Raw genomic sequence first — 15,405 nt, 5'->3', positions numbered from 1 at the left:
GGGGCGGGAATTCCCGTGTCACTCGTTGCGGCGGTCTCGGAGCCGGTGATCCGGCTGAGGAGGGGAAGGGCGGTGGCGATGACAAAGCCGAGCAGCAAGATCACCGAGGCCGGACACTGAAAGGCCGCCGGCTCCCGCATCGACTGGCAGCCGGGCCGAGATCCCGTCGGGAGACCAGGGCGCGGGCCAGCGCGACCCGCTGCGCCTGCCCTCCGGACAGCTCTCCGGGCCGCCGCCGTTCCAGACCGTCCAGGCCGAGCTGGCCGAACCACGAACGGGCCTCTGCAGGTGGGCGGGCCGCCGGGCATCGAGACAGGCGGCCGCGTCCCGCCCCGGCATCAGCGCCGGCACGACCTTGGTAACAGCACCGTCTGCAGGTGCGGCTAGGCCTCGGCTGGCTCGGCCTCGGCCGGTTCGGCCGGCCACGTCTCGACCTCGGTCGCGCCGAGCCCGGTGCTGACGTAGCGCCTGCGATCACCGGCCCCGGCTCCGGGTCCCCGGCGACCGCCTTCCCGTCGCGGGCGAGCCGGCTCGGTGCCGGGTACGGATCGTTTGATGGGTCGCGGGTGGGCGGGGAAGGATGTGACCCATGGTTCTCGCGCGATTCAAAGATCTCGCCCTCGACGCGGTCGATCCCGCCGTCCTGGGCGCCTTCCTGGCGGCGGCGGCCGATCTGGCCTGGGTCCCCCTGGACGACGGGGACGGCAAACTGACCGGTTCCACTCCGCAGCACACCATCTGGGTCAACCGGGTGCCCGAGCCCAAGACCGTCAAGAACCGTGTGCATCTGGACCTGTACGCGCGCTCGGTCGCCGGGCTGGAGGCGCTCGGCGCCCGGAAGGTCGAGGAGCTGCCCGAGTGGACGGTCATGCAGGACGTGGAGGGCGGTGAGTTCTGCGCCTTCCTGCGCGACGACCCGCCTCGCGACCGGATCCACGGGCTCGTGGTGGACTCCGCGGACCCGCGCGGGCAGGCCGCCTGGTGGGCGTCCGTCTACGGTGCCGACGTCACGCACCATGACGGCTGGTCGACGGTCGAGAACGTGCCCGGCCTGCCGATCAGGACCTTCGACTTCGTCCCCGTCCCCGAGCCGAAGACCGTCAAGAACCGCGTCCACTGGGACGTGTGCGCCGACGTCGCCGACCTGACCGCCGCGGGCGCCCGCGTGCTGCGCGAGCGGGACGAGGAGATCGCCTGGACGGTCATGGCCGACCCGGAGGGCAACGAGTTCTGCGTCTTCGACCCCGCCGACTGAGACCCGTCGGTGCGGGTGCGGGAGACGACGGCCTTGGGGATGCCGTTCATCCATCGGCAGAGCCCCTTACGGCTGGACGGCGTTCTCCTTCCGGCCGAGGGGACCTCCCCCGTTCGCGATCCGGGGGGCCGGAAGCCGGAGAGGCGGTTCGCTCGCGGCCCGGGTGCGCAGGCGGACCGCCATGAGGAGGAGGAAGGCCAGACCTGCCAGGAGGTAGGAGTTGGCGACGGCCGTCAGCACGCCGTGGAAGCCGTACTCGTCCGGGCCTCCGTCGCGCGGGGTCCACCACGGCGGGGCCAGGAGGAGCAGGAGGAATCCGCCCAGGGCGGGGATCCGGTCACCGGCGCGGACGAGGACGGCGAGGGCGGGCAGGGCCCACACCCAGTGGTGGCTCCAGGAGATCGGGGAGACGAGGAGGCCGGTCACACCGGTCACCGCCGCCGCGGCCAGCCAGTCGCCGCGGCGCGCCCAGGCGGCGGCGACCGCCAGGCCGAGGACGCCGAGCACGAGGGGAACCGCCTGGTACCAGGCGCCGACCTCGTCGACCCCGCCGAGGATCCGGACGGCGGCGGCGTAGGGCGACTGGTTGCTGATGTAGGGGACGCCGAGCCGCGAGGTGTCGTAGAAGGTGTGCGACCAGTACAGCCGTGAGGCGTCCGGGTTGACGAGATAGGCCGCGGCCGTGCACAGGACGAAGGCGCCCGCGGCCGTCATCGCCGCCCTGACGCGTCCGGCGGCCAGGAGCAGGACGACGAAGATCGCCGGAGTGATCTTGATCGCCGCGGCGACGCCGATCCCGAGGCCCGCCCGGCGCCCCTCGGACACGCGCCGGACGTCGGCGAGCACCAGGGCCAGCAGGAACAGGTTGACCTGGCCGAGGAACAGCGTGTGCCACACCGGCTCGAGCAGCAGCCCCAGGGCCACCGCCGCGGCGACCGTCCTCCCGGTCGGCCGGCGGCCGGCCAGCCTCAGCGCCGACACGCACGCCCAGGCGAACGCCGCGACCGCCGCCGACTGCCACGCCATGCGGGCCGCGGTCAGCGGCAGCTCGGACATGGGGGCGAACAGCACGGCCAGGAAGGGCGTGTTGGTGAACCAGAGCCCGGAGTGCCGCTCGCCGTAGAGCTGGGTCCCGTCCGTCACCGCCTGGCCGCCCAGCCAGTAGATGTAGTGGTCCAGGGAGCGGTACGCGGCGGCGAACACCACCACTCCCACGATCTCGATGGCGAGGAGCCAGTACGGGGCATGACGTTTCACGGCACCGCTTCCGTCGTTTAAATCCGGCAGAACGGTCAAAACGGTGTCGTGATCAGCACCCGTCGGGCATCGGGCCACGGGTGACATTAGGCGCGGCGGAAGGTGATCCGCGGGCTTACGTCCACGGGCTTACGCCTGCGGGCTTACGTCCACAGGCCGATGCCGAGGAGGACGGCGCGTCGCTACGATCACACGCATGCCCCCCGTCGAACCACGCGAGCCCTGGTACCGCCGCTCACGCCCGGCCGTGACGGAGCTGCTGGCGTGGTGCGGGGGAATGCTGTATCCCCCCGTCCTGTTCCTGACGGTCGCCCGGGGCCGGCAGGGGTTCGACCCCGTGCTGGTCGTCCCGGCTGCTCTGCTGACCCTGCTGGCGGTCTCCCTGGTGCGGCGCGGGCCGCTGCCGGCGGTGGCGCTGCTGGCGGTCGCCTGGACGGGCGCGGTGCTGGCGATGCCGAAACTGGAGATCGCCTTCCTCGCCGTGGCGATCACGGACGGAACCCTCGCCTACCTCGCGGCGACCCGCCCGCGCCGCGTCTCGCTGCCGGCTCTGACGGTGCTGCTCGCCGCGCAGACCGCCTGCGCCCATCTCACGGCCCCCATCCCGGCGATGCCGAGCACGCTCGGGCTGCTGGCCCTGGCCGCCGCGGTCGCCTGGATGGCCGGCAACTCGGCACGCCAGCGCCGCCTGCACGCCGCGCAGCTGGCCGAGCAGGCCGCGGCCCAGGCCGTCACCGCCGAACGGCTGCGCATCGCCCGGGAGCTGCACGACATGGTGGCCCACAGCATCGGCGTCATCGCCATCCAGGCGGGGGTGGGCGGCCGGGTCATCGATACCCAGCCCGCGGAGGCGCGCAACGCGCTGGGCGTCATCGAGGCCACCAGCCGCGAGACCTTGTCCGGCCTGCGGCGGATGCTCGGCGCGCTGCGCCGCGCCGAACCCGGTGACACGCAGGCGCCGCGCGGTCCCGCCCCCGGCCTGGCCGACCTCGAGGGACTCATCCGGACCACCGGGGACGCGGGGGTCCGCGTGGAGACGAGCCTGCGTGGAGAACACCGCCCCCTGCCCGCCGAAGTCGACCTCGCGGCGTTCCGCATCGTCCAGGAATCCCTCACCAACGTGGTGCGCCACGCGAACACCGACCGCTGCCGCGTATCGATCGACTACGCGGACGAAGAACTGGTCGTGGAGGTCGTCGACGACGGCCACGGCCCCTCCGGCGGCGGCGCCGGATACGGCCTGACCGGGATGCGCGAACGCGTCGCCCTGCTGAGCGGCGGCCTCACCACGGGCCCGCGCCCCGAAGGCGGTTTCCGCGTCGAGGCCCGGCTGCCGATCCCCGCGCGGACCGGAGCGGCGGCGGCCGACCGGAGGGAGACCCAGGACGCCGAAGTGGAGGGCGGAACCCGATGACGATCCGTGTCGTGCTCGCCGACGACCAGCCGCTGGTCCGGGCGGGGCTGCGCGTCCTGTTCACCGACACCGACGACCTCGACCTCGTCGGAGAGGCCGGGACCGGAGCGGAGGCGGTGCGCCTGGCGCGCGAGACGTGTCCCGACGTCGTGGTGATGGACATCCGCATGCCCGGCATGGACGGCATCGAGGCCGCACGCGCGATCACCGCGGACGGCGGGACGACCCGGGTGGTCATGCTCACCACGTTCGACGACGACGAGTACGTCTACGCCTCGCTGCGCGCGGGCTCCAGCGGCTTCCTCGTCAAGGACATGGCCCTGGAGGACATCCTCACGGCGATCCGCGTGGTGGCCGCCGGGGACGCCCTGATCGCCCCCAGCGTGACCCGCCGCCTGATCGAGGAGTTCGCCGCCCGGCCCTCTCCCGCGCCGCCGAACGCCCACCGGTCCCTCGACAACATCACCGAACGCGAACGCGAGGTCCTCACCCTGGTCGGCCGCGGCCTGTCCAACGCCGAGATCGCCACCGAGCTGACGATCAGCACGGCCACCGCCAAGGCCCATGTGGCCCGCCTGCTCACCAAACTCGACGCCCGCGACCGCGTCCAGCTCGTCATCCTCGCCTACGACACCGGCCTGGCCTCCTCCCCTCCCTGACCCGTCCGCATCACCCCTCCCCCCGCCTCGGCACAGAGCGGCGGCACAGAGTGGTGACACGGAGCGTCAGGGCAGAGCGGCGGCAGGGTCCTCGCCGATGGCACCCCCGGGTTCCCGCCGCGGCGGCGGCAGGCCGCCGAGCATGTTCGCGAACCCGCTGCTCACAGCCCTGAACGCACCGCCGGAGCCGATGCACCGGCCGGCATCGCCGCTGTTCCAAGATCCTGCCTCCGCGGCCCGTCGGCACAGGGCAACGAAGAAGTAAGTGACCCCTTGTCCGCAAATTGAGATGGGTGTATCAATTGAGACGATTATCTCGTTCAAGGAGGAATGATGGGTCTGAACGGTGGAGCCCTGCTCGCCCGCGTCCTGGCCGAGGTCGCGCCGGTCGTGTTCACCCTGCACGGCGGCCATCTGGACTCCTTCTTCCGCGCGTGCGGCACGGAGGGCATCGAGCTGCTGGACTTCCGGCACGAGGCGGCCGCCGTCAACGCCGCCGACGGCTACGCGCGGACCACCCGCGGGCTGGGGGTGGCGGCGGTGACCAGCGGTCCGGGCTTCACCAACGCCTACGCGGGACTGGCCAACGCCTACGCCGACGGGGTGCCGCTGCTGCTCGTCACCAGCGCGCCGCCGCTGCGCGAGACCGAGACCAACGAGCTGCAGGGCGGCATCGACCAGATCGCCGCCGCCACCCCGGTCACCAAGTGGGCGCACCGCATCACCACGCCGGAGCGGATCCCCGACCTGGTCGGGCTGGCGGTGCGGCACGCGGTGTCGGGACGGCCCGGCCCTGTCCTGCTGGAGCTGCCGATCGACGTGGCGTTCACCCCGGTGGACGAGTCGCGGCTGAAGCCGGCGGGAGCCCCCGCCGTCGGTCCGGCGCCGGCCGCCGCGCCGGAGGCGGTACGCGAGGCCGTCGACCTGCTGCGCTCCGCCGAGCGGCCCGCGATCGTGGTCGGTGAGCAGACGCTGTGGTCGCACGTGGAGGAGCCGCTCGTCCGGTTCGCCGAGACCACCGGCATCCCGGTGTTCGCCACCGGCCCATCCTGGCGCACCCTGCCGATGCGGCACCCGCTCAACGCCCAGAGCGTGACCTCGCTGGCGGTCCTGCCGCTGATCGGCGCGTCCGGCCCGGACACCGTCCTGCTGCTGGGCGCCCGCATGGGCATGTTCACCGGCGGGGGCCCCGGCGTGCTCGTCCCCGCGGACGCCAGGCTGATCCAGGTCGACGCCGACCCCGTCGAGATCGGCCGCATGGCCCCGGTCGACGTGGCGATCACCGGCGACTGCGGCCGCGCCCTCGACGCCCTGCTCGCCGCCGCCGAGCAAGGTGCCTGGCCCGACCGCTCGGCGTGGGCGGAGCAGGCCGTCGGCGCCCACAAGGTGATGGAGGACCTGTTCGCCGACGCGCCTGAGGACATGGACGGCCGGCTGCACCCCTTCCGCGCCGCCTGGGAGGCGCTCGCCGCCCTCGACCCCGGCGCGATCGTCGTCACCGACGGCGGCGAGTCCGCGGCGTGGGCGGAGTCCGCGCTGACCGCGACCGAGCCGGACCTGCTGTTCCGGCTCGGCTACCAGGGCCACCTGGGCGTCGGGCAGGGCTGGGCGATCGGCGCGCAGCGCGCCGAGCCGGAGCGGCGGGTCGTGCAGATCACCGGCGACGGCGCCATCGGCTTCCACATCCAGGAGCTCGACACGATGGTCCGGCACGAACTGCCGATCGTCACGATCGTGTTCGCCAACGACACGTGGGGCATGTCGATCCACGGCCAGGACGCCGTCTTCGGGCCCGGCAACGACGTCATCACCCGGCTCGCGCCGACCCCGTACGAGAAGGTCGCCGAGGCCTTCGGCGCGTACGGCGAACGCGTCGACAAGCTCGCCGACCTCGGTCCCGCGGTCCGCCGCGCGCTGGACACCGGCCGCCCCGCCCTCATCAACGTCGCCGTCTCCAACGACGTCGTCCATCCCGTCACCACCGCGCTGCTCGGCGACCTGACGGCCACCGACGAGATCGTCATCCCCTACTACCAGAACCTCCCGAGAACAGGCGCATGAGCACCTGTATCGACGACCGCCGCCGCCCCCTGCCGGGGGCGGCCCGCACGTCCGGAGCCGGGAGTCCTCCGGCCGGACGGCATCCATGCCGCACCGGCCCCGGACCGGCGACGGATGAGCAGAGAGGTCCGCGCGGACGTCTCCGAAGAAGCGCAAGGGCATACTTATGCCATGAGCGCAGGGCAGGCGACCGGGACACAGGCGACGAGCCTGCGGGAGCGCAAGAAGCAGCGGGCCAGGGACGCGCTCTACGAGGCGGCCCTGGAGCTGCTCGGCGAACGCCCCTACGACAAGGTCAGCGTGGACGACATCTGCGCCCGCGCCGAGGTGGGCCGGGCCAGCTTCTACCGCTTCTACGGCACCAAGGTCGGCCTGGTCACCGAGTTCAACCGCAGGCTCGCCGTCCTCGTCCGCGAGGCCATCGACCGGCGGGCCGCCCGCGGGCAGCACCCGCCCGGCGCCGTCGAGCGGCTCCGCATTCTGCAGGAGACCCTGGCCGAGCACTGGACCATGGCCGACCGGGGCGCGCGCACGATGGCGCTGGCCTTCGTCGCCGAGGGCACCATCGCCATGGTCGGCGACGCCGCCGACACCGTCTACCGGCCCCTGCTCGACCTCGTCATCGCCATCGTCACCGAAGGCCAGGCCTCGGGCGAGCTCACCACGCCCCTGGCCCCCGGCCTGGCGGCCTGGCTCATCATGACCGCCCTCGCCGCGGCCACCTCCACCTGGCTCACCGGGCAGTCCCCGGGCGATCTCCACCGGACCACCGCCGACGCCCTCAACGCCCTGCTGTTCGGCATGTCCTGACACCCGGGCTTCCCGCGCCGGTGGCGGCATATGCGGCACCGCCGCAAGGGAGAGGGGAGAATCCACTCCTCTCCACTTCTAACGTATAGCGCACCCGGGGGCTTGCCACAAGACCCCGGTCATGCCGCAGAATCATCGACCGAGGCCGGAGCCGTCGGGGCGCCTCGCCGTGCACCACGGCGGAAAGCCCCGCGCCCGGCCATGCACTTCGGGCGCCGGAGACCGGGCCCGAGACGATGGAACCGAGATCAGAACGGATGCCGTGAAACCTTCCACCACCAGCGTGTTCGACCTTCCCGATCACCTCCGCCCCAAGGCCGACCCGGCGCTGATCGCCGACGACGAGCGGCACTTCGCGGCCATCGCGGAGAGCCTCGAACAGGCGACCGCCGAGCTGACCGGACGCCTCGACGTCCTGCGCAAGGCACCCGGCGGCAAGGGCCAGGCGGCGCTGGACCGGGATCTGGAGATCCACCGGCTGACCACGCGCCTGCGCACCCTGCGCCGCTTCGGCCTGGACCTGTGCCTCGGCCGCATCGTCGGCGCGGACGGCGCCGAGCCGGTGTACGTCGGGCGGCTCGGCCTCACCGACGAGGCGGGCCGCCGGCTGCTGCTCGACTGGCGCTCCCCCGCGGCCGAGCCGTTCTTCGGGGCGACGCACGCCGACCCGATGGGGCTGGCGAGCCGCCGCAGGTACCGCTGGACCCGCGGCCTGATCAGCGACTACTGGGACGAGGTGTTCACCGCGGACGGGTTCGAAGGGCACGCCGCGCTCGACGACCAGTCCGCCTTCATCGCCAGCCTGAGCGGCCACCGGTCGGCCCGGATGCGGGACGTGCTCGGCACCATCCAGGCCGACCAGGACGCCGTCATCCGCGCGGGCTCCCGCGGCGCCCTCGTCGTCGACGGCGGCCCGGGCACGGGCAAGACCGTCGTCGCCCTGCACCGGTCCGCCTACCTCCTCTACTCCGACCCCCGCCTCGGCCACCACCGCGGCGGCGTGCTGTTCGTCGGTCCGCACCAGCCCTACCTGGCCTACGTCTCCGACGTCCTGCCCAGCCTCGGGGAGGAGGGCGTGCAGACCTGCACCCTGCGGGACCTCCTTCCCGAGGGCGCCGAGGCGCTGCCCGAGGCCGACCCGGAGGCGGCGCGCCTGAAGTCGTCCGCGGACATGGTGAAGGCGATCGAGAAGGCCGTCGCGTTCTACGAGAGGCCGCCCGCCAAGGGGATGACGATCACGACGCACTGGTCCGACGTCCGGCTGGGCGCCGAGGACTGGGCCGAGGCTTTCCAGGCGCCGGATCCCGGCACCCCGCACAACGAGGCGCGCAACCAGATCCTGGACGAACTGGTCACGATCCTGATGGACAAGCACGACGGCGACGTCCCGGCCGAGCCGCTCCGGAGGTCGCTGCTGCGGAGCAGGGAACTGCTCATGGCCCTCAACGGCGCCTGGCCGATGATCGAGGCGACCGACCTCGTCGGCGATCTGTGGTCGGTCCCCGCCTACCTGCGGATGTGCGCGCCCTGGCTCGGCCCCGACGACGTCCGGAGGCTGCAGCGCCGGGAAGCACACGCGTGGACGGTGTCCGACCTGCCGCTCCTGGACGCGGCTCGGCAGCGGCTCGGAGATCCGGAGGAGTCGCGGCGCAAGCGCCGCCAGAAGGCGGCTCTGGCCACCCAGCGCGAGCACATGGCCAGGGTCGTCGACACCCTGATCGAGGCCGACGACGACGGCGAGGGCCTGGTGACGATGCTGCGCGGGGAGGACGCCCAGGTCAGCCTGGTCGACGAGAGCGAGCTGTCCGGGGCCGACCCGGACCTGCTCGCCGGCCCGTTCGCGCACATCGTCGTGGACGAGGCGCAGGAGCTGACCGACGCGGAGTGGCAGATGCTGCTGCTGCGCTGCCCGTCCCGGAGCTTCACCATCGTCGGTGACCGCGCCCAGGCCAGGCACGGGTTCACCGAGACCTGGCGGGAGCGGCTCGAGCGGGTCGGATTCGACCGGATCGACCTGACCTCCCTGACGATCAACTACCGGACGCCGGAAGAGGTCATGGCGGAGGCCGAGCCGGTCATCCGGGCCGCGCTCCCGGACGCCAACGTGCCGACCTCCATCCGCAGCGGGGGCGTCCCCGTCGCGCACGGGTCCGTCGCGGAGCTGGACCCGCTCCTCGACGCCTGGCTCGCCGAGCACGCCGACGGGATCGCCTGCGTCATCGGCGATCCCGGTTTCCGGCCGAGGCCCCGGGTCCGTTCGCTGTCCCCGGAGCTGTCGAAGGGCCTCGAGTTCGACCTGGTCGTCCTCATCGACCCGGAGAGGTTCGGCGAGGGCATCGAGGGCGCGGTCGACCGCTATGTCGCGATGACCCGGGCGACCCAGCGCCTCGTCATCCTCACGAGCCCCTGACGCCGGCCCCGGGCGCCTCCTCGGGCCAGGGCCGGAGGAGCGCCTTGACGGCGCGGCGCTCGTCCATGGCGCGGTAGGCCTCGGCGGCGTCCTCCAGGGGCAGGGAGAGGTCGAAGACACGGCCGGGGTCGATCCGGCGGGTCAAGATCAGTTCGATGAGCTCGGGCAGGAAGCGGCGGACGGGTGCGGGGCCGCCGTGCAGGTGGACGGCGGCGAAGAAGAGCTCGCCGCCGGGGAGCCGGACGTCGTGGGAGACGCCGACGTAGCCGACGTATCCGCCGGGACGGGTGGCGCGGATGGCCTGCATCATGGACTCCTGGGTGCCGACGGCCTCGATCGCGCTGTGCGCGCCGAGGCCGCCGGTGAGGTCCTTGAGCCTGGCGACGCCCTCGTCTCCGCGTTCGGCGATGATGTCGGTGGCCCCGAACTCCCGGGCGAGCCGCTGGCGGTCGGCGTGCCGGCTGAACGCGATGATCCGCTCGGCGCCCAGCTGCCGGGCCGCCAGCACGCCGAGCAGCCCGACGGCGCCGTCGCCGACGACCGCGACGATCCTGCCCGGACCCGCCTGGGCGGCGTCGGCGGCGAACCAGCCGGTGCCCAGCACGTCGGAGGCGGCGAGCAGTGACGGGATCAGGTCGGGGTCGGGCATGCCGGAGGTGGCGACCAGGGTGCCGTCGGCCAGGGGGATGCGGGCGTACTGCGCCTGGGTGCCGATGGCCCCCATGGGCTCGGCGTGCACGCAGCGGGACTGGTAGCCCGACCGGCAGATCTCGCAGGTGTCGTCGGAGGCGAAGAACGACCCGACGACGAAGTCCCCCACGCCGATGTCCTTCACGTCCGGGCCGGTCTGCTCGACCACGCCGACGTACTCGTGGCCCATCGGGGCCACGCCTTCGGTCTTCTCGACGCCGCGGTACGGCCAAAGGTCCGACCCGCACACGCACGCCGCCGTCACCTTGATGATCGCGTCGGTCGGCTCGATGATCCGCGGGTCGTCGCGGTCGACCACGGCGACGTCGCCGGGGCCGTTGAGGACCACTCCACGCATGGAAGATCTCCCTGCTCGGTGTCGGTGGCGCGCTCCGCCCTTCCGAATGGACATTCCTCATTTATCGGTCGAAAGCTCACAACCCGCAGGAATCTTTGCCCACACGGGGCCGCCCTTTGGGGCGGGGCGCCGCCCCGGGGGGGTGTGACGGACCTCTCAGATACCCCTAGGGGGTAGGGGTTGTGCACAGGCGGAACGGGGGGCAGTATGGGCGACGCGAGATACCCCCAGGGGGTATGAAGACCGGAGAGGGAGACGATCCTGATGAGCAGCAGCACGACCTACACCGTCGGCGGCATGACCTGCGGTGGTTGCGCCGGCAAGGTCAAGGGCCTGATCGGCGGCGTCGCCGGGGTCACCGGCGTCGAGGTGGACCTGCCCACCGGACGGGTGACCGTGACCGGCGCGGCCCCGGTCGACGACGCCGCGGTGCGCGGCGTCGTGGAGAAGGCCGGTTACCAGATCAAGGATTGACCGGATGCGACGGCCGGCGGACCCGCCGGCCGTCGCATCCGCCGAACCCACCCCGATGACCAAGAAGGAGGAACGATGACTTCCGGCGCCGCGCCCGGGCGGATCGAACTGGCGATCGGTGGCATGACCTGCGCGTCGTGCGCCGCCCGCATCGAGCGCAAGCTCAACAAGATCGAAGGTGTGACCGCGACGGTCAACTACGCCACCGAGAAGGCCAAGGTCGAATACCCCGAGGGGGTGAGCGTCGAGGAGCTGATCGCCTCGGTCGAGAAGGCCGGCTACACCGCCGAGCCTCCCGCGCCGCCCCGGGCGGAAGGACCGGATCCCCAGGCCGGTGCGGAGGACGAGGGGCTGCGCTCGCTGCGGCAGCGGCTGCTGACCTCGCTGGTCCTGGCCGTCCCGGTGATCGCCATGGCGATGGTGCCCGCGCTGCAGTTCGACAACTGGCAGTGGCTGTCCCTCACACTGGCCGCCCCCGTGGTGGTGTACGGCGGATGGCCGTTCCACCGGGCCGCCTGGGTCAACCTGCGGCACGGGGCGGCGACCATGGACACGCTGGTGTCGGTCGGCACGCTGGCCGCGTTCGGCTGGTCGTTGTGGGCGCTGTTCTTCGGCGCCGCGGGCGAGCCGGGGATGCGGCACGGCTTCGAGTTCTCGATGACGCGGGGCGACGGCTCCATGAACATCTACCTGGAGGCCGCCGCCGGGGTCATCGCCTTCATCCTGGCCGGACGCTACTTCGAGGCGCGCTCCAAGCGCCGTGCCGGCGCGGCCCTGAAGGCGCTGCTGGAACTGGGCGCCAAGGACGTGGCCGTGCTGCGGGACGGACGCGAGGAGCGCATCCCCGTCGAGAGGCTCCAGGCGGGCGACCTCTTCGTGGTCCGCCCCGGGGAGAAGGTCGCCACCGACGGGGTGGTCGCGGAGGGCTCGTCCGCCGTGGACGCCTCCCTGCTCACCGGCGAGTCGGTGCCGGTCGAGGTCCGGCCGGGCGACACCGTGGCGGGCGCGACGGTGAACGCCGGCGGCCGGCTCGTCGTCAGGGCGACCCGGGTGGGCGCCGACACCCAGCTCGCCCAGATGGCGCGGCTGGTGGAGGAGGCACAGAACGGCAAGGCGCAGGTGCAGCGGCTCGCCGACCGGATCTCCGGCGTGTTCGTCCCGATCGTGATCACGCTGGCCGTGGCGACCCTGGGCTTCTGGCTGGGCAGCGGCGCCGGCGGGGCGGCGGCCTTCACCGCGGCGGTCGCGGTGCTGATCATCGCCTGCCCGTGCGCCCTCGGCCTGGCCACCCCCACCGCCCTGATGGTCGGCACCGGCAGGGGCGCCCAGCTCGGCATCCTCATCAAGGGCCCGGAGGTGCTGGAGTCCACCCGCGGGATCGACACCATCGTGCTGGACAAGACCGGCACCGTCACCACCGGCAGGATGGCACTGGTCGACGTCGTCACCGCCGACGGCGTGGACGCCGCCGAGGTGCTCCGCCTGGCGGGCGCGCTGGAGGACGCCTCCGAGCACCCGATCGCGCAGGCCATCGCCCGCGGCGCCGTCGAACGCGTCGGCACGCTGGGCACCGTGGAGGACTTCGCCAACGTCGAGGGCCTGGGCGTGCAGGGCGTCGTGGACGGCCACGGCGTCCTGGTCGGCCGGCCGCAGCTGCTGGCCGAGTGGGCCCAGCACCTGACCCCCGAGCTGGAGCGGGCGATGGCGCAGGCGCAGGCACTCGGCCACACCGCGGTCGCGGTCGGCTGGGACGGGCTGGCCCGCGCGGTCATCACCGTCGCCGACCAGGTCAAGCCCACCTCGGCCGAGGCCATCGCCCGCTTCCGCGAGCTGGGGCTGCGCCCGGTCCTGCTGACCGGCGACAACGAGACGGTGGCGCGCACGGTCGCCGAGGCGGTCGGCATCACCGAGGTGATCGCCGAGGTGCTGCCCGCCGACAAGGTGGACGTGGTCAAGCGCCTGCAGTCCGAGGGCCGCACCGTCGCGATGGTCGGCGACGGAGTGAACGACGCGGCCGCCCTGGCCCAGGCCGACCTGGGACTGGCGATGGGCACCGGCACCGACGTGGCCATCGAGGCCTCCGACCTCACCCTGGTCCGCGGCGACCTGCGGGCGGCGGCCGACGCCATCCGCCTGTCGCGCCGCACCCTGGCCACGATCAAGGGCAACCTGTTCTGGGCCTTCGCCTACAACGTGGCGGCCCTCCCCCTGGCGGCGACCGGCCTGCTCAACCCGATGATCGCGGGTGCCGCGATGGCCTTCTCCTCGGTCTTCGTGGTCGGCAACAGCCTCCGCCTCCGCCGCTTCGCCTCCCTCACCGCCGCCGACCCCGCCGTGACCGCCTCCCCCGCCGTCCCGAAGGAGACGGTGACCAGCTGATCCACGCCGAGGACCCCTGGTGATCGCGCCCGCCGCAGGGCCGTGATCGCCAGGGGTTCTTCGGCGTTCCGCCCCAGGGCGGCCCTGGAGGCGGCGATCCGGCCGGATGGATATATTCCTTGACACGAATATTCGCCATGGAGAATACTTCTGGCCATGGACGCACTCCTCACCGCGCTGGCCGATCCGGCCCGCTGGCGGCTCGTGAACCTGCTGGCCGAGCGGCCCCGGCCGGTCGGCGTTCTCGCCCGGCTCGCCGAGGCGCGCCAGCCGCAGACGACCAAGCACCTGCAGGCCCTCGAGCGCGTCGGCGTCGTCATCTCCCAGCGCGCCGGCCAACGCCGCATCTACGCGCTCCAGCCCGGCGTCCTGCGGGACCTGGCGGCCGCGCTCGGCCGGCTCGCCGACGCCGCGGACCAGGCCGGTGGAGCGCGCGAGACCTACGACCGCTACGGGCTCAGCCTGCAAGCGGAGCGTCTCGCCGCGGAGGAGGCGGGGTGGGCCGACGGCCGCTCGTTCGGGTTCCTCCGGTCGCTGGCGGGGCGCCCCGAACGGGTCTGGCGCCATCTGACGGAGACCTCCCTGCTCGCCCACTGGTGGACGCCCGACGACCTCCGCGTCTCCGAGCTCGTCTTCGAGGCGCGACCGGGCGGGCGGATCGTCCACGAGTACCGGGACGCCGAGGACACCGACGGGACCGACCCGGTCGCCGGACGCGCGGAGGGAGCCGTCGAGGACGTGCGCCCCGTCGAACACCTCGCCTACCGGCTCTCCCCGCTGCTTCCCGACGGCGGACTCGCCTTCACCGCTCACATCGACATCGACCTGCGGCCCACCGCCGCCGGTACCGACCTCGAAGCCCGCTGGCGGATCGCCGACAGCACCGTCACCTCCGCGGACTTCATCGCGGGCATAGAAATCGGCTTCGGCCAGAGCCTCGACAAACTTGCGGCGACCCTCGCCGCGGACCCCTTCACCACCGACGACACCAGGAGTGCGACATGACCGAAACGACCGGCCGCAGGGTGACCGCGAACCTGGTGCTCTCCCTCGACGGGCGCTACAACGGTCCCGGCGGTGCTCATGACTTCGGGACTTTCGCCCCGTATGCGATCACCGAGGTGGCGCGGGACCACATGACCCGCATCTGGCAGGACGCGACGACGGCGCTGCTCGGTCGGATCAACGCCGAGGGATTCCTGGGGTACTGGCCGTCGGTCGCCGCGGACGAAGACGCCGACCCGCGCGATCGCGGCTACGCCAAGTGGCTGGTCGACACCGAGAAGGTGATCCTCTCGACCACCCTGACCGAAGCACCGTGGGAGCGCGCCCGCGTGGTGAACGCCCCCGCCGCGGACGTCGTCACCGACCTCAAGGCCACCGGCGAGGGCGACATCCTCGTCAACAGCAGCGCGAGCATCATCAAGGCGCTCCTGTCGGCGGACCTGCTCGACCGGCTGTATCTCATGGTCTTCCCCGAGATCGTCGGAGGCGGTCAGCGTCTGTTCGACGACGGCCTGCCCGCCACGAAGTGGACGCTCACCAGCCAGGAGACCGGCGAGCTGGGTGAGATCGCCCTGGTCTACGACCGCGCCCGCTGAGCACCGACGGCCGCACCTCCCCGCGCCGCTCGCGGAC

At 72.8% G+C, this 15,405-nt stretch carries 13 protein-coding genes; 10 read left to right on the top strand and 3 right to left on the bottom strand.

What is annotated here, in order from left to right; all coding sequences use genetic code 11:
* Window positions 1-100: 100 nt before the first annotated feature.
* A complete protein-coding gene (locus ABD140_RS07945; protein ID WP_344238351.1) occupies window positions 101-478 on the bottom strand; it encodes an ATP-binding cassette domain-containing protein in 378 nt (125 codons plus the stop codon).
* Between the two features lie 111 nt (window positions 479-589).
* Between ABD140_RS07945 and ABD140_RS07940 the strand changes: the two genes are divergently transcribed.
* A complete protein-coding gene (locus ABD140_RS07940) occupies window positions 590-1,255 on the top strand; it encodes a VOC family protein (RefSeq protein ID WP_344238349.1) in 666 nt (221 codons plus the stop codon).
* Between the two features lie 66 nt (window positions 1,256-1,321).
* On the opposite strand, the gene ABD140_RS07935 is transcribed toward ABD140_RS07940, so the two are convergent.
* On the bottom strand, window positions 1,322-2,512 hold the full coding sequence (locus ABD140_RS07935) for a glycosyltransferase 87 family protein (RefSeq protein WP_344238346.1): 1,191 nt from the start codon (window positions 2,510-2,512) through the stop codon (window positions 1,322-1,324).
* A gap of 196 nt (window positions 2,513-2,708) precedes the next feature.
* Here ABD140_RS07935 and ABD140_RS07930 point away from each other — a divergent pair, with 196 nt between their 5' ends.
* The 5 genes from ABD140_RS07930 to helR all read left to right on the top strand — a co-directional run bounded on the left by ABD140_RS07930 (window position 2,709) and on the right by helR (window position 9,866).
* The gene (locus ABD140_RS07930; RefSeq protein ID WP_344238344.1) at window positions 2,709-3,926 is read left to right on the top strand and encodes a sensor histidine kinase; all 1,218 of its coding nucleotides are present in this window, start codon (window positions 2,709-2,711) and stop codon (window positions 3,924-3,926) included.
* Window positions 3,923-4,585, top strand: coding sequence for a response regulator (locus ABD140_RS07925; protein WP_344238342.1), 663 nt, complete (start codon window positions 3,923-3,925; stop codon window positions 4,583-4,585). Before ABD140_RS07930 ends, ABD140_RS07925 begins: the two co-directional genes overlap by 4 nt.
* Window positions 4,586-4,918: 333 nt before the next feature.
* Window positions 4,919-6,646 carry a thiamine pyrophosphate-binding protein gene (locus ABD140_RS07920; RefSeq protein ID WP_344238340.1) on the top strand — a complete coding sequence of 576 codons (1,728 nt, stop codon included), beginning with the start codon at window positions 4,919-4,921 and terminating at the stop codon, window positions 6,644-6,646.
* A gap of 171 nt (window positions 6,647-6,817) precedes the next feature.
* Window positions 6,818-7,456 (top strand): TetR/AcrR family transcriptional regulator, encoded by a 639-nt coding sequence (locus tag ABD140_RS07915; RefSeq protein WP_344238338.1) that lies wholly within the window; start codon window positions 6,818-6,820, stop codon window positions 7,454-7,456.
* 262 nt (window positions 7,457-7,718) lie between these two features.
* On the top strand, window positions 7,719-9,866 hold the full coding sequence (gene helR / locus ABD140_RS07910; protein ID WP_344238336.1) for an RNA polymerase recycling motor ATPase HelR: 2,148 nt from the start codon (window positions 7,719-7,721) through the stop codon (window positions 9,864-9,866).
* Here helR and ABD140_RS07905 read toward each other — a convergent pair.
* Window positions 9,853-10,914 (bottom strand): zinc-dependent alcohol dehydrogenase family protein, encoded by a 1,062-nt coding sequence (locus ABD140_RS07905; protein ID WP_344238334.1) that lies wholly within the window; start codon window positions 10,912-10,914, stop codon window positions 9,853-9,855. The genes helR and ABD140_RS07905 overlap by 14 nt on opposite strands.
* A gap of 264 nt (window positions 10,915-11,178) precedes the next feature.
* Between ABD140_RS07905 and ABD140_RS07900 the strand changes: the two genes are divergently transcribed.
* The 4 genes from ABD140_RS07900 (at window position 11,179) to ABD140_RS07885 (ending at window position 15,368) form a co-directional block, all read left to right on the top strand.
* Window positions 11,179-11,388 carry a heavy-metal-associated domain-containing protein gene (locus tag ABD140_RS07900; RefSeq protein ID WP_344238332.1) on the top strand — a complete coding sequence of 70 codons (210 nt, stop codon included), beginning with the start codon at window positions 11,179-11,181 and terminating at the stop codon, window positions 11,386-11,388.
* 75 nt (window positions 11,389-11,463) lie between these two features.
* Window positions 11,464-13,767: a heavy metal translocating P-type ATPase gene (locus ABD140_RS07895; protein ID WP_344238330.1), complete on the top strand. Its 2,304-nt coding sequence runs from the start codon at window positions 11,464-11,466 to the stop codon at window positions 13,765-13,767.
* Between the two features lie 156 nt (window positions 13,768-13,923).
* Entirely contained in the window at window positions 13,924-14,772 is an 849-nt protein-coding gene (locus ABD140_RS07890) for a metalloregulator ArsR/SmtB family transcription factor (protein ID WP_344238328.1), read from the top strand.
* The gene (locus ABD140_RS07885) at window positions 14,769-15,368 is read left to right on the top strand and encodes a dihydrofolate reductase family protein (protein WP_344238326.1); all 600 of its coding nucleotides are present in this window, start codon (window positions 14,769-14,771) and stop codon (window positions 15,366-15,368) included. The genes ABD140_RS07890 and ABD140_RS07885 overlap by 4 nt, the downstream gene beginning before the upstream one ends.
* Window positions 15,369-15,405: the final 37 nt, after the last annotated feature.

The organism is Actinocorallia libanotica, assembly GCF_039525175.1.
Classification (GTDB): domain Bacteria; phylum Actinomycetota; class Actinomycetes; order Streptosporangiales; family Streptosporangiaceae; genus Actinocorallia; species Actinocorallia libanotica.
The sequence above is the reverse complement of the archived record's forward strand: the minus strand, read 5'-3'. Positions and strand labels throughout refer to the sequence as shown.

Coding starts and splice junctions, on each gene's coding strand:
- ABD140_RS07940 (WP_344238349.1), top strand. CDS start 590: ATGGTTCTCGCGCGATTCAAAGATCTCGCCCTCGACGCGGTCGATCCC.
- ABD140_RS07930 (WP_344238344.1), top strand. CDS start 2,709: ATGCCCCCCGTCGAACCACGCGAGCCCTGGTACCGCCGCTCACGCCCG.
- ABD140_RS07925 (WP_344238342.1), top strand. CDS start 3,923: ATGACGATCCGTGTCGTGCTCGCCGACGACCAGCCGCTGGTCCGGGCG.
- ABD140_RS07920 (WP_344238340.1), top strand. CDS start 4,919: ATGGGTCTGAACGGTGGAGCCCTGCTCGCCCGCGTCCTGGCCGAGGTC.
- ABD140_RS07915 (WP_344238338.1), top strand. CDS start 6,818: ATGAGCGCAGGGCAGGCGACCGGGACACAGGCGACGAGCCTGCGGGAG.
- ABD140_RS07905 (WP_344238334.1), bottom strand. CDS start 10,914: ATGCGTGGAGTGGTCCTCAACGGCCCCGGCGACGTCGCCGTGGTCGAC.
- ABD140_RS07900 (WP_344238332.1), top strand. CDS start 11,179: ATGAGCAGCAGCACGACCTACACCGTCGGCGGCATGACCTGCGGTGGT.
- ABD140_RS07895 (WP_344238330.1), top strand. CDS start 11,464: ATGACTTCCGGCGCCGCGCCCGGGCGGATCGAACTGGCGATCGGTGGC.
- ABD140_RS07890 (WP_344238328.1), top strand. CDS start 13,924: ATGGACGCACTCCTCACCGCGCTGGCCGATCCGGCCCGCTGGCGGCTC.
- ABD140_RS07885 (WP_344238326.1), top strand. CDS start 14,769: ATGACCGAAACGACCGGCCGCAGGGTGACCGCGAACCTGGTGCTCTCC.